This window comes from Massilioclostridium coli (genome assembly GCF_900095865.1).
GTDB classification, from domain to species: domain Bacteria; phylum Bacillota; class Clostridia; order Oscillospirales; family Ruminococcaceae; genus Massilioclostridium; species Massilioclostridium facile.
Genome location: NZ_FMIZ01000005.1, coordinates 71,707 through 96,395, shown reverse-complemented (window position 1 = coordinate 96,395; position 24,689 = coordinate 71,707). Strand labels below are relative to the sequence as shown.

Sequence of the window (24,689 nt, the reverse complement as noted above, 5' to 3'; positions counted from 1 at the left end):
TCTTTGATTATACCGTATCCAGAAAGGGATTGTCAATTTTTCTGCAACATCTGTTGGATTGCCTTTACTACCCCATCCTCATCATTGGATTTTGCTTGAAAATTGCTCACAGCCTTTAGATCAGGATGAGCATTTGCCATAGCATAGCTATAATAACAGGATTGCATCATTTCATAGTCATTCAAATAATCCCCAAACGCCATGGTTTCTTCAGGTGTTGCTTGGATTGCCGCCATCAATGCCTTTAATGCTTTGCCTTTGTTCACTTCTGGATTCATTACATCCACCCACTGTTCTCCAGAAAGCAGCACACGGAACTTTCTATTTAATTCCTGCAATGCAGGATAAGTGTTCTGTTCCGCCTTTGTTACATCAAAGATGGCAATTTTACAGATATGGTCCTGCTTTGCCGCCTCCAATATATCTGGAACCAGTTTCAGCCGTTCATAATACATTTTTGCATTCCGCAGCACCTCTGGGTCGCTGGCGTCTAGTTTGGAAAGATAAGCGGATTTTACTCCACATAAAATTGGTTTTGCGTTGGGTATTTTCTGGATTAGCTCCACAGGCCGTTTTAAATCCTCCCATGGAATTTCATCAGTAAAAATACAGTTTCCCTGATGGAATACCATCCCGCCATTTTCCGAAATATAGCTTAGTCCGTTTACCCCTGCAAACTCCTTGGTTAAATTATAGTATTGTCGTCCACTGGCTACCGCAAATAATATGCCCCTGTTTTTTAATTCCTCTAATAGTGGAAACAAATTAGGGGACAATTCTTTTTGACTATTTAATAAAGTTCCATCCATATCCGCCGCAATTAATTTAATCATAATGATACTGAAAACCTTTCCATTGTTTTATAAAATTTATTATATCACAAATAAAGATAATTCTGGTTACAATTATCCCAACAGGCTAAAAAAATCCGGCTGTATTACCAACCGGATTTTTTCTATAATCCATTTTACACATTAAAGCGGAATACAACAATATCGCCATCCTGCATAACGTATTCTTTTCCTTCTAGGCGTACTAGGCCTTTTTCTTTTGCCACTACCATTGTCCCACATTCCATCAAGTCGTCAAAGCTGATGACCTCCGCGCGAATAAACCCACGTTCAAAATCAGTGTGGATTTTTCCGGCAGCTTGTGGTGCTTTGGTGCCTTTTTTAATTGTCCAAGCCCGCACTTCCTGTTTTCCTGCTGTCAGGAAGGAAATCAACCCCAGCAGAGAATAACTTTCCTGAATAATACGGTCCAGCCCAGAACGTTCTAGCCCCAATTCCCCTAAGAACATTTTTTTATCTTCCAGTTCCATGTCGGAGATTTCTTCCTCAATTTTTGCGCAGATAGGAAGCACTGCTGCGTTTTCCCGTTTTGCGATTTCACAAACCTGCAAATAATAAGGGTTGGTTTCAATGTTATTGATAAAGTCATTTTCACTTAAATTTGCGGCGTAAATTACCGGCTTGTTGGAAAGGAAATCAATAGTATTGATGATTGCTTGCTGATCCTCATTACATTCAAAACTGCGGACTGGCAAGCCGGATTCCAAATGGGAACGGAGGGCTTCCAGTAAATCCACTTCGGATTGTAATTTTTTATCTCCTTTTAATGCACGTTTTGTTTTATCCAAGCGGCGGTCCAGCATCTCAATATCAGAAAAAATCAATTCCAGGTTAATGGTTTCAATATCCCGTTCTGGACCAATTTTTCCATCTACATGGATGATATTATCATCCTCAAAACACCGTACTACATGTACAATCGCATCCACTTCACGGATATTGGACAAAAATTTATTTCCCAAACCTTCCCCTTTGGAAGCGCCTTTTACCAGACCAGCAATATCCACGAATTCCAAAATAGCAGGTGTAAATTTATCCGGGTCATACATTTCGGCCAGTTTATCCAAACGGTCATCTGGAACGGATACAACGCCTACGTTTGGTTCAATCGTACAAAATGGATAGTTCGCGGATTCTGCACCTGCGTTTGTAAGCGCGTTAAACAATGTACTTTTGCCTACATTAGGCAAACCAACCATACCTAATTTCATAATTGTTTATACCTATCCGAAAAGCCTTGATTTATAAGGCTTTTCGCCTTTCCTTAAATTTCTTGTACGCCCTTTTTACGCCCTTTTTTTGAAATTGGCGGCGTAGCCTGTTGAAATTGGCGTATGGCGTTTACCAGTGATTCGTCCGTAACATGAACATATCTGTCCATTGTTGTTTTAATGCTTGCGTGTCCTAAAAGCTGTTGCAGCACTTTAGGCTGTACGCCGCGCTCAATGGCGCGTGTGGCATAAGTATGTCGCAAGGCGTGCATACAAAAGCGTTTAATACCTGCTTCATCACACAATTTGTATAAGTGTGTGTCATAGGAACTGTTTTTTGCGGGTTCTCCTGTTCTCCAGTTGACAAAAACCAAATCTCGCATAACAAGGCATTTATTTTCGCCTGTCCTGCTGTCGATATACTCTAAAACCTGTGACAATGTTTCAGACTGTTTTCGTTGGTCTTTTTCATCATAGCAGCTTTTGAGAATGGAATATGCCTTATCTGTGAGAGGAATGGTACGATAACTTTTTTGCGTCTTAGGTGGTCCCGCACGCCAATATCCCTGGCTGTGTCGATACTCTAAACTTTTGTTTACTGTCAATGTCCGCTTTTTCCAATCAATAGCGTCCCAAGTCAGACCAATCAATTCAGCCGTTCTCAATCCTGTTTCCAGTAACAAGGCGTATTGCCTGTAATTATGAGAGCGTTCCGCTGCTTCCAAGAACTTCTCCTGTTCCTCAACGGTTAAGTATTTAATATCATCTACCGCACGAACGGGTTTTGTGTAGCGGACACCATTCATCGGGTGCTTTGCGATAATATCATTCATAACTGCTGATTTCAGCATGGTTCCCATTGTGATATAAGCCTGTCGAATGGTCGAGCCTGCATAGGTAGTTTCCATTCGGTTCAGAACAGCTTTACAGTGCATGGGCTTTACATCAGCTATGCACATGGCTCCAATTACGGGTTGGATATTCCATTTGTAACGCTCTTTATAATTTCTTATGGTATTCGGAGCAAGGTCACAAACGATATTTTCAATCCAGTAAGTAAACCACTTGTCTACCGTCATATCGGGAGAAGTGACGATAAGGTTATGCCGTTCCTCATATCTTGCGTCAGCAAGCCAGTTTTTCGCTTCCGGCAATGTTTCAAAATACTTCTCTTTGCGTTTGCCGTCTTTTGCGTAGTATCTTGCGGAGAATAAACCGTCCTTTCTTTGGTAAATGCCTTTGCCGCACTCTTTACCTTTTAGATTTTTTCCCATATATCGGACTCCTTTCGTATCTCAAAAGAGAGTCCAATGCAAGCATATATTATAGCATAAAGACTCTGTTTTTTCAATCTCAATAACAAGAATTGTCGATTAGATATTCATATTGTCAGCTCACGCCGGATATATTCTTCAAATTCACGACGTTTGACTAATTTTCTTGTCCCCACATATAGTACAAATGGACAATTAGGTTGCTTTAGCATGGTGTCAATCTTGTTAATTCCAATATTGCTATATTCGGCAGCTTCTTTTATGGTCAATGTCAGTTTAAGATGTATCGGTACTCTTTGTTCGCTGCCAGTTGTAACTGCTCCTTTAGTGCCTATCGCACAAGGGGCGTTCATTTTTTCTTCATTCATAAGAACATTTCCCCTTTCAATGGTTGAAACAATTAAAAACATCAGTAAAGGGGCTTTAATCAGACGATCGATTCGCTTCTCAACCTCACGGGAATTGCACCCCTGCGCGGTTCTCGCGCAGCCCTACCCATTGCCTGCGACGCTTTGAACGCTCGGACTATGGCGATAAGGGAGTATCATTATGTATTTTGCGCTTCGTCGCCGACAGGCTGCTATGCCTGTTTTCCGGCGTCGGTGTTGGTCGCTCGGTTATCCCGGGCGGGAAAGTCCCGCCGGGATAACGTCATGGCGCACCCGCCGCATGGCTCGGCACAAAAGGAACGTATCTGATTTGCCCTATGCTGCGCCGCCGTTATCTTGCGTCGCTTTCTTTGTCAAGGTACAAAAGACAGGAATACGCAAAGCGGAAAGGGGTGGAACACTTCGCGTTTTTACTTATCTGTCTTAAAGGATAGGACAGCCCGCATGAGCTTTGCTTGCAGCCGTTCCCGCAAGTCCTCGTCTACGCCGTAATAGGTATTGCCGCTTTCGTCGCGGATTTTCTTCATAGACAAATGGGCTATGTAGCTTTGGTAGTGCTGCATTACAATTTTCATGGCGTCGGGGTCGCCCTTTGTCGCGGCTAAAATGACCGGGTAGGGTAACAAGCCGCGCTCATTTTCATTACAATTCGTTCCATTCATCAGCGCGTTCCTCCAAATATCGTTTTAGCAGTTCAAAAGAGCTTGTCCGTCTATACTGTACTGTGCTGCGGGGGACTTTCATAAGCTCCGCGATTTCAGTGTCGGTCATGCTGAAAAAGTAGTACAGTAAAACGGCTTGCCGCTTTTCTTCCGGCAGGGAGCGCATTGCTTCGGCAAGCAGCTTCGCCGTAATCTTCAAACCGCCTGCACAAAAAGCGTCCTCGTCCTCATTGACAAAATATCTGTCAACGGTATAAAGCTGCTTTTCCTCATGCGGGGCAAGGTCTGAAAAGTTGACTTCGTGCTTTTGCCGACTTCTGCTTTCCCGGCAGGCGTCAATCAGTTCGTTGCGTAGCGTGCGTTTGCAGTACGCATTAAACTCACATCTTGTCTGCCATTCCAACCGATTAGGGTAATCCATGTTCTCACCCCCTTTCGTCCCGGGGGCGGGTTATTTATCCCCTTTCGGCTGCCTTCCACGGACGCACCGCAGATTTGCCAAACGGAATAGAAAAGTTTTTCAAAAAAGTTTTGAAAAACACAAAATGCGCCCGTCCGCAAGACGCGGACGGGCGCAAAGGAAATGTATGCAGTATTTAGGTGATTTGACAGTTCATATTCGTAGCCGGAATACCCCGACGGCGGGTGATAGCTTTTTTTGACCGTAGATTATTCGGTGGGTTAGTGTAAATAAAAATGGACACGACGCTACCTCCATAGATACCGCCGTATCCTAAAAAAGGGCGACTTTAATACCCCCTCCGTAACTCAATTTTTCAAAAAAGGAAACGGCGGTCTTGTTTGTTATTTCAAAACCGCCGTACTGCTGCCCTTAATGTTCGGCAGTTTCGCTTTCGTTTTCAAAACGCATTTTCAATTTTTGATAATAGTTCTTAACACTTTTATCACCGTCATTATCGAGAAACAGGCAATAAGGCAAGCTGTCTGTTTCTCTATGCTTAATCACGCAAGCACAACATCGCCCATTATTCGGGCAAGTTTTTTTAGGACAAGCGCACTCTTTTACATTCGGACAACTCATGCCGGGAACCTCCCCTTTGTTTTGTTTGCAATCCTTACAAGCAAGAGCATAACGGGTACTTCCGTTAATACTCCTACCGTTGTTGCAAGGGCGGCGGGCGAAGTCGTACCAAATAGCGCGATTGCAACCGCTACGGCTAACTCAAAGAAGTTTGACGCACCTATCATTCCTGCGGGAGCCGCGATTTTATAGGGTAGCTTTAAGACCCGGCAAGCGACATAGGCGATTGCAAAAATCAAGAAAGTTTGTAGAATAAGCGGTATAGCTATCAAAACAATGTGCAAGGGATTTTCCAAAATGACATTGCCTTGAAAAGAGAAAATCATAACAAGTGTCAACAGCAACCCGATTGTCGTAATACTGTCAAACTTGTGAATAAAGACGTTTTCAAAATAGTCTTTTCCCTTAGATACTTTTGAAATACGTTTATTGCACTTTTCTCTTTGCTCATGAGAGCCACCCCCTTTAGAACCCCAATTTGTGCAGCAGCTTTTCAACATCAGCAGCTTTAAGTACCTTACCCATTGCAACTACTTTTTCATTAACGACGAGGGCGGGCATACTCATTGCACCGTACCCCACGACCTTTTGCAAATCAGTTATATACTCCACTTCTACATCAAGTCCCATGCTTTTAACCGCCGCCTTTGCCTGTTCGTATTGTTCATGGCAGGAAGCGCAACCCACGCCAAGAACTTTGACGCTCATTGCCCCATCCTCAATTTTTACCTTGTTTGCGTCCTCTTCTGTCGCTTCAAAAGTCGCACAATCACTTTGACAAGCGCAAGCGGGAATGTTTTTTTCTTCGTCTTTCTTCTTACCAAAACCAAATAATGCCATTTTCTTTACCTCCAAATATTATTTTTGTTAAAATGCAAGCCAAAACATATAAAATCCAATGAGTAAAATAGCCGTACCCATTATCACTTTTAAGACCGTCTCCCTCACACAATTAGATATTGTATTGCATTAAAGAAATATCCCACAATGATAATGCCAACGGTACATATTGCAATGAAGATACCGAGCAACTTCGGCTTAACTGCCTTTCGCAACATGATTACGGACGGGAGCGAAAGCGTGGTAACGCCCATCATAAAGGACAGGGCAACGCCAAGCTGTGCGCCCTTTGCAAGTAGGGCTTCTGCAATCGGAATTGTGCCGAAAATATCCGCATACATGGGAACGCCCGCAATCGTCGCAAGGATTACGCCAAAGGGATTACCCGTACCAAGCACTTTGACAATAAAATCTTCGGGTATCCAATCATGGATAAATGCACCGATACCTACGCCAATCAGTACATAGGGGGCAACCTTTTTTGCTGTTGCTAAAACCTGCTCCCATGCGTATTTGATACGGTCTTTGAAGTGTAGTTCTTCCTGCGGAACATCAAGGGTATTTGCATTGCGGATAAAACCCTCAACGTAGTTTTCAAGATGTAATTTCTCAATCAACGTGCCGCCCACAACGGCAATCACTAATCCAAGCACTACATAAAGGACAGCGACTTTCCAACCGAAAATGCTCATAAGAAGCACAAGAGAGCCGAAGTCTACCATAGGGGAAGAAATCAGAAATGAGAACGTAACCCCAAGCGGCAATCCCGCGCTTGTAAATCCGATAAATAGCGGAATGGAAGAACAGGAACAAAACGGCGTTACTGTTCCGAGCAGCGCGGCGATACAGTTTGCACCCACACCATGAAATCTACCAAGTATCTTTTTTGTTCTTTCCGGCGGGAAGTAGCTTTGTATGTAGGATATAATCAAAATCACCACGCCGAGCAGCACCATGATTTTGATTGTGTCGTAGATGAAAAACTGAACGCTGCCGCCGACTTTCCCGGCGGTATCTAATCCGCAAGCATTCAATAAATCACCTATCAAACGATTGAGCCAACTCATACCCAAAAGTTCGGTTTGGAAGAAATCCCAAATTGACTTTACAGTTTGCATAAACATAGACCTCCTTAAAATTGACACATTGCAATTTGTCGATATATTAGTTTTTGTATAAGCCGCTTGCTGCCTACAAGCGGCTTATTGTTTACAGGAACAATTATCCGAACAACCGGGAGAGAACTCCGTTATTTCGTCCAACAACTCTTTTGCTTTTTGTACTCCTTGCGGGTCAAAGGAATAATGCGTCCATTTGCCCTCTTTACGTCCCCGGACAATTCCTGCGTCGCAAAGTATTTTCATGTGATGTGATAGCGTCGGCTGCCCTATATGCAACTCGTCAAGCAATTCGCAAGCGCATTTTTCCCCGCCTTTGAGTAGCCCTAAAATCGTTAATCTATTCGCATCGCAAAAGGACTTGAAAATCCTTGCGCGTTTCTCATTCTCTGTCAAGCAATTCACCTCCTTGCTCTTGTATTATACCAATCATATCGAAGTTTGTCAATGCGTTTTTGGAAAGTTTACAACCGCTTTTGTATAATCGGCATTATTTAAGCTAACACTATGAACTGTGTAGACATATTCAAAAAGAAAGGGGAACAGTAAAATGTAAGAGGGTGAATGAAAATGGCTAAACGACCAGTACCACTATATGACTTTAAGGCGTTCGGGGCAGCCATAAAAGCCGCGAGAAAAGAATACGGAGAGAGCCGCAAAACGGTAAGCGACGCGCTCTATATATCCCCGCGCTATCTTGCGAATATCGAGAACAAGGGACAACAGCCGAGCCTGCAAGTTTTCTATGACCTTGTTACTCGTTATCATATTTCGGTAGACCAGTTTTTCTTTCCGAATGATAACGCCGAGAAGTCCACGCAGCGGCGGCAGCTTGATACTCTGCTTGACAGCATGAGCGATAACGGTTTGCGTATCGTTGCGGCTACGGCAAAGGAAATAACGGAAGTCGAAAAAGACAATGACTAAAACTGAATATGCACTAAGAACGCTATGGAAACGCTGTGTTTCTATGGCGTTTTTCTTTTCCTGCGGGTGTCTTTGGCAAAATCCCGTCTTTATCGTGGAAGAAAGCGAAAAGATGAATAGCAAGCATAGGAAGCGGGTACCCACTTCCGTATTTTGCCTGCCCTGCTCTGCGGCAGCGTCGGCAAAATTGCTTGTTGGGAAGTGTCCCAAACCCTCGGAATGGAAAGGAGCGTCAAAGCATGGACGGACGAAAAAGAACAGTACAAATCAAGTTCAGAGTAACGGAAGCAGAACGGGATTTAATAGAAGAAAAAATGAAGCTGATACCCACCCGGAACATGGCGGCGTATCTGCGGAAGATTGCCATTGACGGGTATATCCTGCAAGTAGACCACACCGACATAAAAGCTATGACAGCGGAGATACAGAAAATCGGTGTCAACGTCAATCAGATTGCAAAGCGTGTGAACAGTACAGGCAGCGTCTACCAAGAGGACATAGAAGAAATAAAGGGGGTGCTTGCGGAAATATGGCGGTTACAAAGATTAAGCCTATTAAAGGAACGCTGAACAAAGCCCTTGACTATATCCAAAATCCCGCAAAGACTGATGAAAAAATACTTGTGTCCTCGTTTGGCTGCGCCTATGAAACGGCAGACATTGAGTTTGGTTTTACCCTGTCGCAGGCGTTGGATAAAGGAAACAATTTAGCCCACCATCTGATACAATCCTTTGAGCCGGGAGAGGTCGATTATCAGACCGCCCATGAAATCGGACGGCAGCTTGCAGACGCAGTAACCAAAGGGCAGCACGAATATGTTTTGACTACTCACATTGACAAAGGACATATCCATAATCATGTGATTTTCTGCGCGGTCAATTTCGTAGACCACCACAAGTACAATTCCAACAAGCGCAGCTATTACGGCATACGGAACATGAGCGATAAGCTGTGCCGGGAACACGGCTTGTCTGTTATCACTCCGAGCAGAGGTAGCAAGGGAAAAAGCTATGCAGAGTATCAAGCGGAGAAAACGGGTACAAGCTATAAAGGCAAGCTAAAAATTGCCGTGGACGCGCTTATTCCCCAAGTATCAGATTTTGAGGAATTGCTTTCAAAATTACAGGCGGCGGGCTATGAGATAAAGCCGGGAAAATATATCTCCTGCCGCGCTCCCGGACAGGAACGGTTTACCCGATTGAAAACCCTCGGCGCAGATTATACAGAGGAAGCTATCAGTGAACGGATAAGCGGCAAACGCGCCCACGCTGCGAAAGCTCCCCGCGCAGATCGCGGCGGCGTTAGTCTGCTCATTGATATTCAGAACAGTATCAAGGCGCAGGAAAGCCGGGGCTATGAGCAATGGGCAAAAATCCATAATCTGAAACAGGCAGCTAAAACCATGAATTTCTTGACGGAACACAAGATTGAGCAGTACGCAGAGCTGACAGCGAAAATCGCGGAAGTTACCGCAGCAAGCGAACAGGCAGCGGACAGCTTAAAAGAGGTTGAAAAGCGACTTACCGATATGACGCTGCTTATCAAGCATATCACTACCTATCAAAAGACAAAGCCTGCCTATGCTGCATACCGCAAGGCAAAGGATAAGGATAAATACCGGGCAGCCCATGAGAGCGATATAATTCTCCATGAAGCAGCGGCAAAGACAATCAAGGCAGCGGGTATCTCCAAGCTCCCAAGCATTACCGCCCTGCAAGTAGAGTACGCAGCACTTCAAAAACAAAAAGAAGCCCTGTATGCCGACTATGGAAAACTGAAAAAGCAAGTCAAGGAATACGACGTTATCAAGCAGAACATCGACAGTATTTTGAAAGTGGAACGTCAGCCGGAACGGGCAAAAGAAACCGAGCGCGGATAAATAAGCATAAAAAAGAACGGACGCGGCAGCCGATATGTTGGCCACCGCGCCCGTTTTCTCATAGGTGCAGCTTTTGAAATGTTACGCAGTAGAACCGCGATTTTAGGGGTAAAGGTATCAATCCTTTACCTCTTTGTTTTTGTGTCCGAAAAACCCTGCAAGCAAAGGCTTTTTTCGCCCCTACTGCGTAACAAGAGTACGCTTTTTTCTCATGCGCTCGGCTGCCTGTCTGCGGGTAATGCGCTTGCGGCAATCCGGGCAGTATTTGACGCTGTTTGACTTCGACGCAAAGGACGCACCGCACACGATACACTTTCGCATATCGTCGGTATGGTAAAGCTCCGCAAAGAGCAGCTTATCAAGAGGAAGTACGGCAATCCGAAACCACTTACAGAGCAGCGAATAGGAAATGAGCTGCGGGCATACGCAAGTGTCCCCGTCGTCTAGTAAAATACAGTTGCCATTCTCGCAGTTGCAGCACTCCTTTTTCACAAGGGTGTTTACCTTGCGGCTTTGTCGCGGCGACAGCCGCTTAATCCCGGTCATACTTCATCAGCAGGATAAACGGCAAGCTCCCTGTACTCGGCTTCGGTCAGCGCGCCTACTTTGGAAAGGGTGCGCTTTGCAAGCTCCCGTAATCCCGCGTCCATGTAAGGCAGCGCAGCGGTCATGTCCTCTATAAGCTGCGCCTTGCTTCCCTCATGGTAAATGCTCAAAAGGTTTGTTTCCTCAACAGTAAATCTATTCATGCTCATACCTCCAAATCGTGATTTTTTCTTTTTGCCGCTGCCTTTTTCGGGGCGGCTGTTTTCTTGTCTGCGGTAAGCTGCGCCCGGACAGAGGGGCGCGCTTTTCGGATATTCCGGCTTCTGTCCTCGCTTTTGTCTAAAAATGCAAAAGTGCCATGTCTGCCCTCAATCTTAGAAAAAGAAAGTGTTTTGTATGGCAGCATAGCAAACAGACGGTCGGTGTCCTTTGTAGAGGCTAACTGCATAAAGTAAGGCGAAAGCTCCACCATGAAATGTGTTTTGTTGGGGCTGTTAGGGCTGTCCTGCCGCTTCATTTCCGCTACAATGCGCTGTGCTTCGGCTTCAATCCGGCTGTCATGCAATGCGGTAATATGCGCCTTGAAATCCCCCGGCTTTAAGCGGTCATAGCTGCGCTTTTCCTCCCGCATGAGAAAATGCAATGCTTCCGGGTCATTAGGCTGCGCTTCAAAGCGTTCAAACTTCCCAAGCTGCGGGTCGGGATTGCCGTCAAGATACTGTCCGGCGGGCTGCACCCGTTCTCCATGCTCATAGAGCAGCGTGTAATTATCTGCGGGTAATGCCTGTTCCTTAACGTGCCGGAAATGCTGCGGATAGTCAAGCTCATAGAGATTGCCTTTGATTTTTCCGTTTACAATCCCGGTCAGCTCCACCGCATAGGCAAGGACTTTATCGCGCGTCTGTTCCCCGTAAAACCGCCATGTGTTATGCTGTCTTGTGCCTTTTAGAAAAACGTCGCGCTCCCGGAAGCAGCTCGTCCCGGACGGGCGGGAAAACCATAAAAGCCGCCTGTCCTCGGCTGTGGGGCTTGCCGCCGCTTTCTGTAAAATGTTTCTATCAAGGTCAAAATCATTCTGATAAAAAGCGGTATTCTGTTTCATAATCGCTTCAAGGGAAGTGATAACGTCCACATCTTCAAACTTATTCATAGGTCAGCTCCTTTCCAAGTCCTGCGATTTTTGCTTCGTGGGTTTCTTCTTTCCCGCCCGTTCCTTATCCGCTTTGAGCTGCGCCCGGATAGAGGGCTTCTCTTTGCCGCGTTCTTTGTCTGCCTTAATCGCTTCCGCAAGGTCAACAAGGGAAATTTGTTCCCCGGCTTTTACCTTTGCTTCCAGTTCGTCAACAGTAGGGGTGTTGTTGATGATACCGTCAAAGCTGTTGTCATTCTGCTCGATTGTGTCCTCAACGTGCTTTAGCGGGTTTATCTTTTCCGGCTGTTGTGTCTGCTCCTGCAAAAACTCCGGCACTTCCTTGTAGCCGAAACTATCAACATAATGCGCCGCGTCCTGTCCGTTCTGATGAAGCACTACCACGTCGGAAACAGAAAGGCTGTGTCCCTTAAAATCTTTCGGGTGGTCGATATTGAAACGGGTGTAAATATCTTCAAGGGAAGTACCCGGCGTAAGCTCTGCGGAATAGACAAGCTCATAGTTTGCCTTATCAACCACATTTCCCGCCGCCTGCAGGCGGTCGTAAGGCTCAAAGCGGAAGTCCCGCGTTTCGTCCCCTTGCTTTAGCTGATAAATGGAAAAGGTGTCTTTGTCGGCTTCGGCTTCCTGCGCCTTTGCATATAGCTCCTTTACTTCTCCCTGCGTCAGCTCTCCGGCGTTCAGCCCGCCCATGAGTTCCCGGCATTTTGCAAGGCTGCCGATATACAGCACGTCCCCGATTTTTGCCCTGCCGTTTTCCTGCGGGAGATAGGCTTGCAGGAAAAAGCGGTCGTTGTCGCCCGTTGTGCGGGGGTTGGCTTCAATCTTATAAATGTACTCCGGCATGGCGGCTTTCTCCCTCGGCGCGTCCTGCGCCTGTTCCTGTGCCTTTTGCAGCTCTGCGATATGTCCGTCAATGGAATTGATAATCTCGGCGGCGGTGCTGCGGATTGTTTCAAGAGAGCTTTTCAGTTCGGCAAGCTCTCGTCCGGCACTCCACCCTGCAACGTACCCAAAGGAATAGTCAGAAGTATCAAGCCCGTAATGCTGGCACACGGTATAGGCGATACTTTCTGCCTGTACCTCGCGGGTGCGGCGGTCGGGTCTGTTCTCCAAGTCCTCCAAAGGGGCGTTAAGGTCAATGTCATGGAGCTTCGCATGGGCGATTTCATGGATAAGGGTTTTTAATGTTTGCAGCTCGCTCATGCCCTCATCAAGGGCAATACGTTTGTCCTCCAAATGGTAGTATCCGTGTGCGCCGCCCTCGATTTTCTCAAAAGCAACGGGAACAGGGGAAGTCTTTTCAAGGGCAGCGAAAACGTCCTTGTAATGCTCCACATCTCCAGTCAGCATATTTACGGCAATGTCGGGGATTTCCTTGCCCTCGGTCTGCGATACATCAAAGACAGATACCACCTTAAAGGCGGGGATTGTGATTTCCTTTTCTTCGGTTACGGGCTTTCCGTCCTTACCGATAATGACTTTCTGTGTCTGCGGGTCGATTTTCTCCATTTCTTTTTTAATCTTAAAGGGCGACGGTGCAAGGATTTTGATACCCTTTTGTCCTTTCATCACATTTCGCCCAAAGTTATTTTTCCATGCGGAAAATCCGGCGATAAGAGAAGCGTCGGGCTTCTGCATGGCGATCAGCAGCGTATTGTTAAAGCTGTAATTATGAAATTTTGACATAACGCGCAGATATTCCTTGTAACGCTCGCTGTCGAACAGCTCCGTAATACCCTGCTCCAAGCGGTCAGTTATTTCTTTGAGCTTTTCGGCGGGTTTCTCGGACGTTAAGACAATGGGGATAACCGGGCGTGGCTCCTGCGGCGTTGCTTCGGGAACAGCCGCCTGTAATGCCGGGGCTGCGTCCAGTTCGACGGTCGGCTGCGGGTAGCTCATAATGCGGTAGTCCTCCGGCACATCGCGCCCCTCAAAGTGTTTCTCCCATGCGTCGCCGCTTTCCACAAGGTAGCCGTATTCCGTAAAGCTGCCTTTTTCCTGTGCGGCGGCGTTTCGTCCAAAGGCGATAAGGTCAATGCTGTTTTTCCATTCAGCGGGCATTTGCACCATGCCGGATTTGTTAAGGTAATAATCGCCTAATTCGCGGGGATTATGTACTTCGGGAATATGCACGAAAAAGTCCGGGTTATAGGTTAGGTCGATTATCTGCCCGATATTCTCAAAACCGTTCTTTCGCTGTGTGGCGGCGTTCAGCGCGGCAATCCCGGAAGCGTCAAGGGTTTCCAGTCGTGCCGCAAGAAAATTCAGCTCGTCCACCTGTGCCGCGCATACCATGTCATAAGGCAGGGCAATGTGCCTGTCCTCCCGGTCAGAGTAGCCGTGAATGAAAAATTCCTGCGGGTTGTCTGCGGTAATGCCGACGCTTCGCATGGCTTCGTGAAGCTGCTCTTTGGTGGCGGGCATGGAAAGCCAGTAGCCACCCGGTTCTCCCGTTTCAAAACGGGTGCGGCTGTCAATCAGGATTGCAAACTGTTCCGTTTCCTGTCCCGGTTCGGTTCTCGGTGCAGCGGCGGGAATGTCGGCGGCGGGCTGCTTGATTTCCTCTCCCTCTACGGTGTAGCCCGGTAAGAGCTGCCCGTTTACCCTAAACTGTTCCGCGTATTCCGGCGGGATAACCGGGGATATTTCCGTAAAAAGTTTTTCATACGCCTTGATACGCCCATTCAGATATTTTTCCATAGCCGCCCGGTCAGCAAATACCTTTCTGTCCTGTCCGGCGATTTTCGCCTGTCCGTATCCGTGGGGGCTGTTGGTGTAGACGTTCCAAGACAGCGTATAGGAATACGGGATAGACTTCTGTGCTGCCTTGTCGTAACGGGTATTTTCGTAAACATGGTAGCTCATTTTATATACCCGATTGCTGATAGTGTGGCGGTCGTTGCCCTCGTCCTGCCATTTGTTCGCAGTGTGCTTCACTTCGGGTATTCTCGCATACTCAATCGCCTTGTCAAATAGCAGGGTCTTAGCTGCCTGTTCCTCCCATGCGGAAGCCTGTACTTTTAGATTTTCAAATACGGTCTGCTCCGCAGCCGCGCTTTCCTCTCGCAGCTTCATAAGCTCGGCAAGGGGTAAGGCGGTCAGCGGGGAAATATCCGCGTCTTTCGTTTCAAAATAGATACCGCGCTCAATCTTCATTTTGTCGGCGGCGTCCAGTCTGTCGCGGTCATATGAGGAATAACCTGTTTTCCATTCGTCCATTTGCTCGCTCCTTTCTTTTTCAATCATGCGGTGCATAAGCTCGTAGTCCTCAATGCTCATGCTCCCGTCAAATACATAAGGGTCAAAATCTTCCCCGTCCCGGTAGGGCTTTTCGGAAAAGGGAAGCCCCACTGCATGGGCGGCGGCTCTTGCTTCTTTGATAACCTCCGGGGGAAGTCTGTCGTCATGCGCCCCGATAAAACCGTCAAGGTCATTCATGCTGTTTTCATAGTGATAGCGCACTCCGGCGGTCAGCTCGTCAAGGCTCATATCCTCGCCTAAATGCCCGCAGTAGTAGCCGTTTAGGATTACAGCGGCGGGGTCAGCCGCTTTGATTTCCTCTAACCGGCTCCTGTCAAACGGTTCTAAAGTGCCGTCCACTTCGAGATGAAACAGCTCGGCGTTCCATGAACGCCCCTCTTTCCAAAACGCCACCCATGCGATACCGTCCCTAAGTTCCTCTTGATAGTCCTTTACGCTGTCGCGCAAACTTGCCATGTGTAAAACCTCCTTTCGCGTATGGCAGCGCGGACGCTGCGTTTGTGGTTACATAGTCCTACTACGGTGCGCCCGCATTTCTGCCAAAGATTTTTGAGGATTTTTAGAGGGTTTGGGAAACTTCCCAACAAGCAAAATCCCCGCCAAGCTCGGTAAGAGTGGCAGGGATTTTACGGAAGTGGGTACCCGCTTCCTATGCTTGCTATTCAAGTTGTTTGTCCTTTGAAATGGTTACTTTGTAATTCACATACTTGCCGCCCGTGTCGGCTAAAAGTACCGTTCCATCGTAGGTTTTGCCCGCTTTCGGAGAGTACAGCTTTTTGACTTTTACCTTGCCGGATTTTAAGAGTGCTGCGGCAATCTTCGGTGTAAAGGCGGTCTTTCGTTCCTCAAAGAAGCGGTCATTTTTCCACATGATAAAGCCACAATCTTTGTTGGAACAGTAGTAGTTTTTCTTTCCCTCATAAACCGGGGATTTGCAGCGGGGACACTTCCCAAGTTCTGTTTTCTCTGTCTTGAAAAGCTCCGGCTTTTCGCCCAATACGGAAGCATAGGTTTTTACAAGCTCCTGCGCCATAGCTTCGATATCCTGCATGAAAGCGGCAGGGTCGGCGTTGCCCTTTGCAATCTGCGTTAGATTGTTTTCCCATGCCGCCGTAAGCTGCGGAGAAGTTAAGCTGTCCGGCAGGACGCAGACAAGGTTTGTGCCGTCTTTGGTGGGAAATAGCTGCTTGCCCTTGCGCTCGATAAAGCCGCCTTTGACTAACTTCTCAATGACGGCGGCGCGGGTGGCAGGCGTACCAAGCCCCCGGCGTTCTGCGTCCGGGTCGGTGTCCTCATTCCCGGCGCGTTCCATAGCCGACAACAGGCTTGCTTCATTGTGAGGCTTCGGGGGCGTGGTGTCATGCTCCGTAACCGCTGCGGCAGGATTTTCAAAGGTCTGCCCCTCGGTATAATCCGGCACATCTAACGCAAGTTCGTTTTCCTCGTCGTCGCTGTCGGGCTTCTTTTTGATGGTCGCCCGAAAGCGACGGTCAATGTCTTTCCACCCGGCAGCGATTACCATTTTTCCCCTTGCCGTAAAGTCATGGTCGGCGCAGGAGAAAACCGACGTTACCGCTTCGTAAACGTGCGGCGCTGCGGTCGCCATAAGCAGCCGCGCCCCGGTAAGGGTAAGGATATTTCTTTCACTTTCCGGCAGCGCGGAAAGGTCAGCTTTTGCAAGCTCTATTGTGGGGATAATGGCGTGGTGGTCGGATACTTTTTTGCTGTTCAGTACCTTTACAAGCTCCGGCGTAAAGGAAACGCCCGCCATAAAGGGCAGCTTGCCGCAGAGAAGCGTTACCATGCTTTTTGCCGTGTCGCCCATGTCGTCGGTCAGATAGTTGCTGTCCGTTCTCGGATAAGTAAGCAGCTTCTTTTCATACAAGGTCTGTGCAAGGTCAAGGGTCTGCTTTGCCGTGTACCCGTAGATACGGTTTGCTTCCCGTTGCAGAGAGGTAAGGTCAAAGAGCTTCGGCGGGGCAACGGTTTTCTTTTCACGGGTCAAGGAAGTGCAGACAGCCGCCGACGCTTCGCAGGCCGCTTTCAGTTCGCTTGCTTCATCAGCGGCGCGGATCTTCGCGCTTGCCGCTTCCGCGCCGGAAAGCATAAGGCACACATGGTAATATTTTTCTTTCTTGAAGTTCATAATGGCAGCGTCCCGGTCTACAAGCATTTTTAAGGTCGGGGTCTGCACACGTCCCACGTTCAAGGTCTTTCCATACAGGCAGGAGAAAAGGCGGGTCGCATTGATACCGATAAGCCAGTCAGCCTTTGCCCTGCATAGTGCGGAATGGTAGAGGGCGTCGTATTCCCGCCCGTCCTTCAGATTGTCAAAGCCGCTTCGGATTGCTTCGTTTTCCATTGAGGAAATCCAAAGACGGGTAAAGGGCTTCTTGCAGCCCGCTTGATGATAGACAAAGCGGAAAATCAGCTCGCCCTCGCGCCCTGCGTCGCAGGCGTTGACAACCTCGGAAACGTCGGCGCGGTGCATGAGGTCTTTTAAGATTTTGAATTGCTTTCCCTTGTCGGCAGCTACGGTGTACTGCCATTCCTGCGGCAGAATGGGTAAGCTGTCATAGCTCCACTTTTTGTACTGTTCCCCATAGGCGGCAGCTTCCGCAAGTCCTACTAAATGCCCGATACACCAAGAGATAACATAACCGTTCCCCTCGATATATCCGTCTTTCTTTTCCCTTACGCCAAGGGCGGCGGCAACCGCCGCCCCGACGCTGGGTTTCTCACAAATCACAAGTTTCATTCTTCCTCGTCCTCCTGTTCGGTGTCTGCGATGTCAGTTTCTTCCTCCGGCTCGTCCTCGTCGTATTCGTCAAAATCGAACTCGTCAAGGTCGGTGCTGCCTTTTACGTTCTGCTTCGGTTTCATAAACTTAAAGTAGTAGAGGGCTGCACCGCCGCCAAGAAGTCCCACAACAAGGAAAATCAAAAGCCCGCCCATGCCGTTTTGGGGCTGCTCCTGCTCGGTAGGTTCCTCCGGCGCGGCTTCCTTGCCTGTGCAGCTATCCATGTTGACAGAGCAGACAGGACAGGCGGTGTTGACTTCGCCCGCCTTGCATTTCTCGGTACAGTTGCAGACAGCCGGGGGCTGCTCGGTCTGTTCCTCCCCGATAATCGCCATAAGGTCGCTTTCGTCTACTTGATTTAAGAAGTGGACGGAATTTTCCCCCTCGGCTGCCCGGTCAACGATAATGTAAAAATAGTTGCCGCCTTTGCTTTTCACGACGATAAACTGCTTATCCTCGGCAGCGTCCCCGTCAATGTCGTCCACAAGGGTCATGTTGCCCTCCGGGGTAAGGGGCTGCGGTTCGGTTTCCACGATTACGCCGCTGTCGTTGGTTTCTTCCGTCGGGGTCTGTGCATAGGCGGTAACGGAAAAGCCGCCCACAAGGACAAGGGCGGCGCAAAGTGCGGTAATGCTTGCAAGGATTTTATTCTTCATTCTCGGTTTCCTCCTGTTCCTCATAGTCTGCGGGGATAGGGGCAATGCCCGGAATACCGCCGCCCGCAAGCATGGCGGTAAGCTCCTGCGGGGTCAGACGCATGGAGCGCACGAGCTGAACGATTTGCAGATTTTCCGCTTCGGTTTTCTGTGCTTCCAGTCCGCGCAGCCTGTTCTGATACTCCGTGATTTTCTCACGGGTCTTTTGGATTTCCTTTTCAATTCTTTCGATTTTACTCATAGCCATAATGATTTTTCTCCTTTCGATTTTCAAATGTGTTGTTGTATGTCAGTTCCAGTTCATCAGCCCGTACCCTTTGATACAGGCATAGTCAAGGGGATAGCTCTTAATCTTGCAGGCGTCGCCGGAATTGCCCTCCACGGTATAAACGCGGCCCTCGTCCCTGCCGATAACAAGCCCAACATGGTCTGCGCTGCCGTCTAAGTCCCAGTCAAAAAAGATAGCGTCACCGGGGGCAATGTTTTCATAGCCCCGCGCTCCCCATTGTCCGTGAGAGGTAAACCACGGAATACCCTGCGACTGGCAGGCGGCAAAACGCGGCTCGGAAAGTCCCATTTGCCCGTAGCACCAGGACACAAAACAGGCGCACCATTCCACGCGGCTGTTAAAGCCGTACCAGCTCCAATACGGATAGCCGCCCACATTTCCGACTTGCCGTTTTGCAAGGTCAACGATAGCGGTATTGCCGGGGCGCGTTCCGTTCACAAAATCCACGCCACTTAAATCCTCGGACGCGGAAGTGTCGGGAGAGCCGCCACCAAAGATAAGGGGCTTGTTCCCGCTTGTCTGTAAGTACACCCGGTACATTTCCAGTTGTTCCGGGGTCAGGTTGTTTTCCGCAATCGCAGATAGCGGTGTGTTCGTCAGCTTGATATTGAGAATGTAATAGTTGTAAGGTACTTCCACCTCATATTCGTAGGTTTCAGTGGTCGTTTCTCCCGTTTCCGGGTCGGTAACGGTGGTTGTGCCTGTCCGCGTTTCCGTCCGATAGCGTACCTCGATTTCTTCGGTCAAGGTCAGCTTGTATTGCTGCTCAAAAATCCGCTGCAATTCTGCCTGTACGTCGGCGCGGGTGTAGCTTTGGTATTTTGCGGTCAGATAGGACGCTAATTCGTGGGGGTTATGCCCGATATTCGCAAGGTCATAGCGGTACTCGTCATAGCCCGGATTGTCGCGCTCGATATTGTCAATCCTGCTTTGCAGCTCGTTTTCCAATCCGGCGTAGCTGTTTTCTACTTCCACAAGGTCGCTGTCCTCGGAGGTATAGGACGTTCCAAGCACCCCGTTTAACGCGCCGGAAAACATAGCTCCGCAGGAGGACAGCCCGGACATAACCATGATAAAGAGCAGCAGCACTCCGACAGCGATTGCCACACCCGCCGGGTGCCTTGCCACAAATGCTGCGGTCTGTTTTGTTTTCTCGGCGGCTTTGGCTGCCGCCTTGCGGGTGCGTTCTGCCGCGCCCTTGATACCCTTTGCGGTATTGCGGGCTTCCTTTGCATACTGCCGCTTGATTTTCTGCTTCTGCCAAAACCGGGAAATGGGGTTAGAGGTAAGCTGCGGGTTCTCATGCAGGGTCTTGTGATACTGAAAATCCACGTTTGCCTTGAAAGCCGCTTTTTCTGCCTTTGCCGCTTCCCGGTAGGGTTTCAGCTTATGGCTGCGGTAGCCCTGTTTGATTTTCCGCGCCCCGTACTTCAATCCCCGTTCTGCGGCTTCCTCGCTCTTGTGTGCGCCCTCCACGCCGGAATTATCCTTTTCGACAGAATGGATTTTGTTATGTACCAAAATCCCGGCTTCCTGTGCGGGGCGGGATAAGGGGCTGTGTTTCTCCTTAAATCCGGGCGGCTTGTCCTTTTCCTCAAAGTGCAGGCGGGTCTTGCCTTTCCCGGCAGCTTCGTCAAAGGTGCGCTCTTTTACAAGTTTCTTTTCTTTGGGGATAGCTGCCTTTGCCTTATCCAAGCGGTCAGCGGCTTTGTTGGATTTCCTGATGTATTTTTCAAGTTCCGGGGTGTTAAGTTCTTCCTCAGTAAACTGCAAGCGGGAAGATTTCGTTTGTGCGGTGGCTTCCTCCTGCGCCCTACGTACTGCCTTTTTACTTGCCTTGCGGGTGTGGGCAGCGTCAAGATATTCCATGACGCGCTCCGTTTTGCCTGTGTCCGCTTTGGGGGCAGCTCCCGGCGCATGGGGAAGCGGGATTGTATCAGATACCGGGTTAAGCTGTGCCGCCGCGTCCTGTGCTGTCTGTTGCTCCGGGGATTTCTGAAAATCCGCGTCCTGCGTCCGCTTGCTGATACGTTCCGTGTCTCCCGTGGTCTGATTTTCTGCGATAGCCCCGTCGCGGGTCATTTTCTGCGTGATTTTATCGCGGGGCTTTAAGGGGTCTTTCAAGTGTTCCCACCTCCAATCCGCGCCCCTGCAAGGGCGCAATACTCGGCGTTCAGTTCAATGCCGATATAGCGTCGGTCAAGGCTTTTCGCTGCAAGCCCGGTGGTGCCGCTTCCAAAAAACGGGTCAAGGACAACGCCGCCTGCCGGACAGCCCGCCAGTATGCACGTTTCCGCGAGCTTCGGGGGATAGGCGGCAAAATGCCCGCCCTTATACGGTACGGTATTGATAAGCCAAACGTCCCTCTTGTTTCTTGTGGTCGGCATAAGGGCGTCGTCATAATAGCCGCCGCTGCGGGTTTTATTGATACCCTGTACCTTGCCCTGTCCCGGTACTTCCTCGGCGTATTTGTGTCCTGCGCCGCGCCCTTGTCGGTACCGCGCAGCCGTTCCCGGCGCGATCGGCTCTGCAATGGCGGCAGCGTCATAGTAATATTTCTTTGATTTCGTCAGTAAAAAGATATGCTCATAGCAGCGGCTCGGTCGGTCGCGGCAGCTCTCCGGCATAGGATTTTCTTTCAGCCAGATAATATCGCTGCGTAAATACCACCCGTCAGAGCGCAGGGCAAAAGCTAAAAGCCACGGAATACCGATTAAGTCCTTTTGCTTGCAGCCCGCTTTCATGCCTGTGCCGCAGTAGGTATCTGCGATATTCAGCCAAAACGTCCCGTCGTCTTTCAGTACCCGGCGCAGTTCCCGGAATACTTCTACAAGCCTGTCAATGTACTGCTCCGGCGTGTCCTCCCGTCCAATCTGCATATCAAGCCCGTAATCCCTAAGTCCATAGTAGGGCGGGCTTGTGACGCAGCAGTTCACGCTTTCGCTCGGCAGCTCCCGCAGGGCATAGAGGGCTTCACGGTTGATGATTACGTCCGTTTTCATGGCTTGCTCACTTCCTCCGGCTTTGTCGTAAGCAGACGGTAAAGCTCGGTGTCCGTCGGGAAGCGGTCAATGAATGGCAGCACCACGTTTCCGTAAAAGATAAGCCCCTCGCCCGCTTCGGTATGGGTCACATACTTCATCTGCTGCGGGGAGATATTGAGCTGCTTTGCAAGGATAGCCCGGTCGCCCTGTGCCTGATTGAGCATGAGGACAAAATCGGAGTTTTCAAAGATATTCTCGACTTCGCGGCTTGATAAAAGGTCTTTGACGTTCTGTGTGATTGCCGTCGGTATGCCGCCCCATTTACGAAAACGCTTCCAAATCTCCACGGAATAGGCTGCGGTCTGTTCCTCTTTCAAAAGCAAATGAAACTCGTCCATATAGTAACGGGTCGCCTTTTTCTCGGCGCGGTTTACGGTAACGCGGTTCCATACCTGGTCTTGCACAATGAGCATACCTAACTTTTTGAGCTGCTTTCCAAGCTGTTTAATATCAAAGCAGACAAGGCGGTTAGAAAGCTCCACGTTGGTACGGTGGTTAAAGACGTTCAGAGAGCCGGAAACATAAAGCTCCAATGCCGCCGCAATGCGGGCAGCTTCCGGCTCCGGCTGCTTCAAAAGCTCGTTGTAAAGGTCGCCCAAAATCGGCATTTTTTCCGGGTCGGGGTCTGCAAGGAAAGGTCGGTACACATTCCTAACGGCGCGGTCAATGACGGTCTTTTCCACGGGCTGCAAGCCCTCTTTGCCGCCGATAACAAGCTCACAAAGGGAAAGGATAAAGTCGGATTTCAAGGCAAGTGGGTTGTCGTCCTCGGAGTAGTTGAGGTTAATATCCATAGGGTTCACATACTGGGGCTTACCGTCCATGCCTTTTCCGGCAGGCGACAGGCGTATCACTTGCCCGCCCAAACGCTGCACAAGGGAAAAATATTCTGCTTCCGGGTCGCAGATAATAATATCGTCGTCGGTAATGAGAAAGGCGTTTGTCATTTCCCGTTTTGCCGCAAAGGATTTACCGCTTCCCGGTGTTCCAAGAATAAGCCCGTTTGGGTTTTTCAGTTGCTTGCGGTCGCAGAGTATCATGTTGTTTGACAGCGCATTTAAGCCGTAATACAGGGCTGCGCCCCGCTGAAAAAGCTCCTGCGTGATAAACGGGATAAAAATAGCGGTGCTTGATGTGGTAAGCCCTCTTTGAATGGGGATAAGGTTCTCCCCAAGTGGGATAGAGGACATAAAGCCCGCTTCCTGCAAATAGTCAAGGCGGGTCAGAGCGCAGTTGTTTTTCTGTGCAAAGCCCGCCGTAGCAAAGATGTCATTATCCAGTTTCCGCTTCGTGTCTGCCATGTTTACCACAAGGAACGTCAGCAGAAACATTCTTTCATTTCTGCTCTGTAAATCCTGCAACAGGTTCTTTGCTTCGCTGCCAAAGGTGGCAAGGTCGGACGGGATTATATCCATGTCGTACCCGCTGCGTACCGCTTTTTTCTGTTCCTCAATCTTCATCTTGTCGAGGTCGGTAATTTTGCGCTTGATAGTCTTGATTGCTTCGCTCTGGTCGATACTGCGGATATGCAGATTGACGATAATTCCGTTTTCAAGGTCGAGAATGTCCGAAAGCATACGGTCGTTCAGCTCCGGCGCAAGGATTTCAAGGAAGCTAACCGCGCCGAGCTTACGCCCCATGCGAAACGTCCTGCCGTCGCCAAAGCGGAACGAGGACGGGGCGATAAAGTCCTTTGTGGTAAGCCCGGACGGTACGAGCCAGTCCCAAGAGAAACGGAACGGCTCGCCCTCCGGGTGGAAAATCCCATGCAGCACGTTCAAGCGTTCCTGCCCGTTCATGGGGCGGGCAGCCGCGCCAAGCACCTTAAAATTATTGAGTACGTCGGTTTCGATACGGGAAAGGCGGGCTTTTGCGGCTGCGAGATTGTCCGCTTCAATGGAAAAGGTAATGTACTTGCACTTTTCCAGTCCGTTGTTGCCTTTTTCAAGCTGATTTTTCAGCATATCCGCGTACTCTTTGCGGATAGAGTTAAAAGCGTCGTCTTGCGCCGGAATTTCGATAGCTGCCTGTGCCTTTTCCTTTCTTGCGCCCTGATTGATGAAAGAGAGCTGCACCGAAACGGAAGCGCCAAAGTAGTTGAGAAAATCGCACCAGTTTTCAAAAATAGCGGTCTTATCATCTGCCTGTGCAAGCTGATAGTTAATATCTTCAAAGACAAGGCTTTTCGAGTATTTCTTTTCCGTTACCCTGCAAATCCCGTCCGGGTACATCTGCAAGTAGGGAATGGTCTGCTGCGCGGTGTGGGGCTTCCCGTCGCCCTTTGCTGCCTGTATCACGGCGGCGATTTCTTTCTTTTCTGCGCGGGTCAGCTTACGCTTCACGGGATTTTTTACCGCGCGGGTCATGATTTTTCGTTCTGCCATTGACAATAGCCGATACCTCCTTTTCCAGTTTTCGTTGTTTTTCTATGACGACATAAAAATTTTCCGTCTGATAGGGGCGTTCCTTTGGTCGGATAAACTTTGTCTGAATGACGTTCTTTATCACGACTTCAAGGGGCTGCCCGTGTTTTTCATACATTGCCAAGAGGAAGCAGGGAAGCATAACGATAATCATTGCAAATGCCGCCATGCTTGTTCCCGCGCTGTCTTTGAGTAAAAAGAAAAGCGGTAGTCCCATAGCGAGGGCTGCCGCAAAACATATAATCTGCCGCTTTGTCAGATTAAAAGCGACTTTCGTTTTGATTTTTGATAAGTCTTTGGGTACGGGTACATACGCCAAGTGAA

At 48.9% G+C, this 24,689-nt stretch carries 24 protein-coding genes and 1 pseudogene; 3 read left to right on the top strand and 22 right to left on the bottom strand.

Annotated elements, in window-relative coordinates:
* Positions 1 to 32: 32 nt before the first annotated feature.
* The 11 genes and pseudogenes from BQ2683_RS00990 to BQ2683_RS00940 form a co-directional block, all read right to left on the bottom strand.
* Positions 33 to 833, bottom strand: coding sequence for a Cof-type HAD-IIB family hydrolase (locus BQ2683_RS00990; protein WP_069986864.1), 801 nt, complete (start codon positions 831 to 833; stop codon positions 33 to 35).
* A gap of 134 nt (positions 834 to 967) precedes the next feature.
* Positions 968 to 2,062 carry a redox-regulated ATPase YchF gene (gene ychF, locus BQ2683_RS00985; protein WP_069986863.1) on the bottom strand — a complete coding sequence of 365 codons (1,095 nt, stop codon included), beginning with the start codon at positions 2,060 to 2,062 and terminating at the stop codon, positions 968 to 970.
* A gap of 53 nt (positions 2,063 to 2,115) precedes the next feature.
* Positions 2,116 to 3,336 carry a tyrosine-type recombinase/integrase gene (locus tag BQ2683_RS00980; RefSeq protein WP_069986862.1) on the bottom strand — a complete coding sequence of 407 codons (1,221 nt, stop codon included), beginning with the start codon at positions 3,334 to 3,336 and terminating at the stop codon, positions 2,116 to 2,118.
* A 107-nt stretch (positions 3,337 to 3,443) separates the two neighbouring features.
* Entirely contained in the window at positions 3,444 to 3,704 is a 261-nt protein-coding gene (locus BQ2683_RS00975; protein WP_329735910.1) for an excisionase, read from the bottom strand.
* Positions 3,705 to 4,135: 431 nt separating this feature from the next.
* Positions 4,136 to 4,387: a helix-turn-helix domain-containing protein gene (locus BQ2683_RS00970; protein WP_069986861.1), complete on the bottom strand. Its 252-nt coding sequence runs from the start codon at positions 4,385 to 4,387 to the stop codon at positions 4,136 to 4,138.
* Positions 4,368 to 4,808, bottom strand: coding sequence for an RNA polymerase sigma factor (locus BQ2683_RS00965; protein ID WP_069986860.1), 441 nt, complete (start codon positions 4,806 to 4,808; stop codon positions 4,368 to 4,370). Before BQ2683_RS00965 ends, BQ2683_RS00970 begins: the two co-directional genes overlap by 20 nt.
* 411 nt (positions 4,809 to 5,219) lie before the next feature.
* Positions 5,220 to 5,429: a hypothetical protein gene (locus BQ2683_RS00960; protein WP_069986859.1), complete on the bottom strand. Its 210-nt coding sequence runs from the start codon at positions 5,427 to 5,429 to the stop codon at positions 5,220 to 5,222.
* Positions 5,426 to 5,839: pseudogene (locus BQ2683_RS00955) on the bottom strand (arsenic resistance protein); the annotation flags it as partial. The pseudogene BQ2683_RS00955 and the gene BQ2683_RS00960, both read right to left, overlap by 4 nt.
* A gap of 55 nt (positions 5,840 to 5,894) precedes the next feature.
* Entirely contained in the window at positions 5,895 to 6,269 is a 375-nt protein-coding gene (locus BQ2683_RS00950; RefSeq protein WP_069986858.1) for a thioredoxin family protein, read from the bottom strand.
* 104 nt (positions 6,270 to 6,373) lie between these two features.
* Positions 6,374 to 7,387, bottom strand: coding sequence for a permease (locus BQ2683_RS00945; RefSeq protein WP_069986857.1), 1,014 nt, complete (start codon positions 7,385 to 7,387; stop codon positions 6,374 to 6,376).
* 84 nt (positions 7,388 to 7,471) lie between these two features.
* Entirely contained in the window at positions 7,472 to 7,783 is a 312-nt protein-coding gene (locus tag BQ2683_RS00940) for an ArsR/SmtB family transcription factor (RefSeq protein WP_033120020.1), read from the bottom strand.
* A 174-nt stretch (positions 7,784 to 7,957) separates the two neighbouring features.
* Between BQ2683_RS00940 and BQ2683_RS00935 the strand changes: the two genes are divergently transcribed.
* The 3 genes from BQ2683_RS00935 (at position 7,958) to BQ2683_RS00925 (ending at position 10,193) form a co-directional block, all read left to right on the top strand.
* Positions 7,958 to 8,314 carry a helix-turn-helix transcriptional regulator gene (locus BQ2683_RS00935; RefSeq protein ID WP_069987137.1) on the top strand — a complete coding sequence of 119 codons (357 nt, stop codon included), beginning with the start codon at positions 7,958 to 7,960 and terminating at the stop codon, positions 8,312 to 8,314.
* A 239-nt stretch (positions 8,315 to 8,553) separates the two neighbouring features.
* The gene (locus BQ2683_RS00930) at positions 8,554 to 8,883 is read left to right on the top strand and encodes a plasmid mobilization protein (protein WP_069986856.1); all 330 of its coding nucleotides are present in this window, start codon (positions 8,554 to 8,556) and stop codon (positions 8,881 to 8,883) included.
* Complete coding sequence (locus tag BQ2683_RS00925; protein ID WP_069986855.1) at positions 8,844 to 10,193, top strand: relaxase/mobilization nuclease domain-containing protein; 1,350 nt, start codon at positions 8,844 to 8,846, stop codon at positions 10,191 to 10,193. The genes BQ2683_RS00930 and BQ2683_RS00925 overlap by 40 nt, the downstream gene beginning before the upstream one ends.
* A gap of 180 nt (positions 10,194 to 10,373) precedes the next feature.
* On the opposite strand, the gene BQ2683_RS12780 is transcribed toward BQ2683_RS00925, so the two are convergent.
* The 11 genes from BQ2683_RS12780 to BQ2683_RS00875 all read right to left on the bottom strand — a co-directional run bounded on the left by BQ2683_RS12780 (position 10,374) and on the right by BQ2683_RS00875 (position 24,684).
* Complete coding sequence (locus BQ2683_RS12780; RefSeq protein ID WP_076939100.1) at positions 10,374 to 10,739, bottom strand: cysteine-rich VLP domain-containing protein; 366 nt, start codon at positions 10,737 to 10,739, stop codon at positions 10,374 to 10,376.
* The gene (locus BQ2683_RS00920) at positions 10,736 to 10,942 is read right to left on the bottom strand and encodes a transposon-transfer assisting family protein (RefSeq protein ID WP_069986854.1); all 207 of its coding nucleotides are present in this window, start codon (positions 10,940 to 10,942) and stop codon (positions 10,736 to 10,738) included. The genes BQ2683_RS12780 and BQ2683_RS00920 overlap by 4 nt, the downstream gene beginning before the upstream one ends.
* A 2-nt stretch (positions 10,943 to 10,944) precedes the next feature.
* Positions 10,945 to 11,889 (bottom strand): hypothetical protein, encoded by a 945-nt coding sequence (locus BQ2683_RS00915; RefSeq protein WP_069986853.1) that lies wholly within the window; start codon positions 11,887 to 11,889, stop codon positions 10,945 to 10,947.
* A 3-nt stretch (positions 11,890 to 11,892) separates the two neighbouring features.
* On the bottom strand, positions 11,893 to 15,609 hold the full coding sequence (locus BQ2683_RS00910; RefSeq protein WP_083256316.1) for a YodL domain-containing protein: 3,717 nt from the start codon (positions 15,607 to 15,609) through the stop codon (positions 11,893 to 11,895).
* 202 nt (positions 15,610 to 15,811) lie between these two features.
* Positions 15,812 to 17,911 carry a DNA topoisomerase 3 gene (locus BQ2683_RS00905; protein WP_069986852.1) on the bottom strand — a complete coding sequence of 700 codons (2,100 nt, stop codon included), beginning with the start codon at positions 17,909 to 17,911 and terminating at the stop codon, positions 15,812 to 15,814.
* Complete coding sequence (locus tag BQ2683_RS00900) at positions 17,908 to 18,609, bottom strand: DUF4366 domain-containing protein (RefSeq protein ID WP_069986851.1); 702 nt, start codon at positions 18,607 to 18,609, stop codon at positions 17,908 to 17,910. The genes BQ2683_RS00905 and BQ2683_RS00900 overlap by 4 nt, the downstream gene beginning before the upstream one ends.
* Entirely contained in the window at positions 18,599 to 18,856 is a 258-nt protein-coding gene (locus tag BQ2683_RS00895; protein WP_069986850.1) for a DUF4315 family protein, read from the bottom strand. Before BQ2683_RS00895 ends, BQ2683_RS00900 begins: the two co-directional genes overlap by 11 nt.
* A gap of 42 nt (positions 18,857 to 18,898) precedes the next feature.
* Positions 18,899 to 20,980, bottom strand: coding sequence for a CHAP domain-containing protein (locus BQ2683_RS00890; RefSeq protein WP_069987135.1), 2,082 nt, complete (start codon positions 20,978 to 20,980; stop codon positions 18,899 to 18,901).
* A 38-nt stretch (positions 20,981 to 21,018) separates the two neighbouring features.
* Positions 21,019 to 21,900 carry a DNA-methyltransferase gene (locus tag BQ2683_RS00885; protein WP_069986849.1) on the bottom strand — a complete coding sequence of 294 codons (882 nt, stop codon included), beginning with the start codon at positions 21,898 to 21,900 and terminating at the stop codon, positions 21,019 to 21,021.
* Positions 21,897 to 24,326, bottom strand: coding sequence for a VirB4-like conjugal transfer ATPase, CD1110 family (locus BQ2683_RS00880; RefSeq protein ID WP_069986848.1), 2,430 nt, complete (start codon positions 24,324 to 24,326; stop codon positions 21,897 to 21,899). Before BQ2683_RS00880 ends, BQ2683_RS00885 begins: the two co-directional genes overlap by 4 nt.
* On the bottom strand, positions 24,274 to 24,684 hold the full coding sequence (locus BQ2683_RS00875; RefSeq protein WP_069986847.1) for a PrgI family protein: 411 nt from the start codon (positions 24,682 to 24,684) through the stop codon (positions 24,274 to 24,276). The genes BQ2683_RS00880 and BQ2683_RS00875 overlap by 53 nt, the downstream gene beginning before the upstream one ends.
* Positions 24,685 to 24,689: the final 5 nt, after the last annotated feature.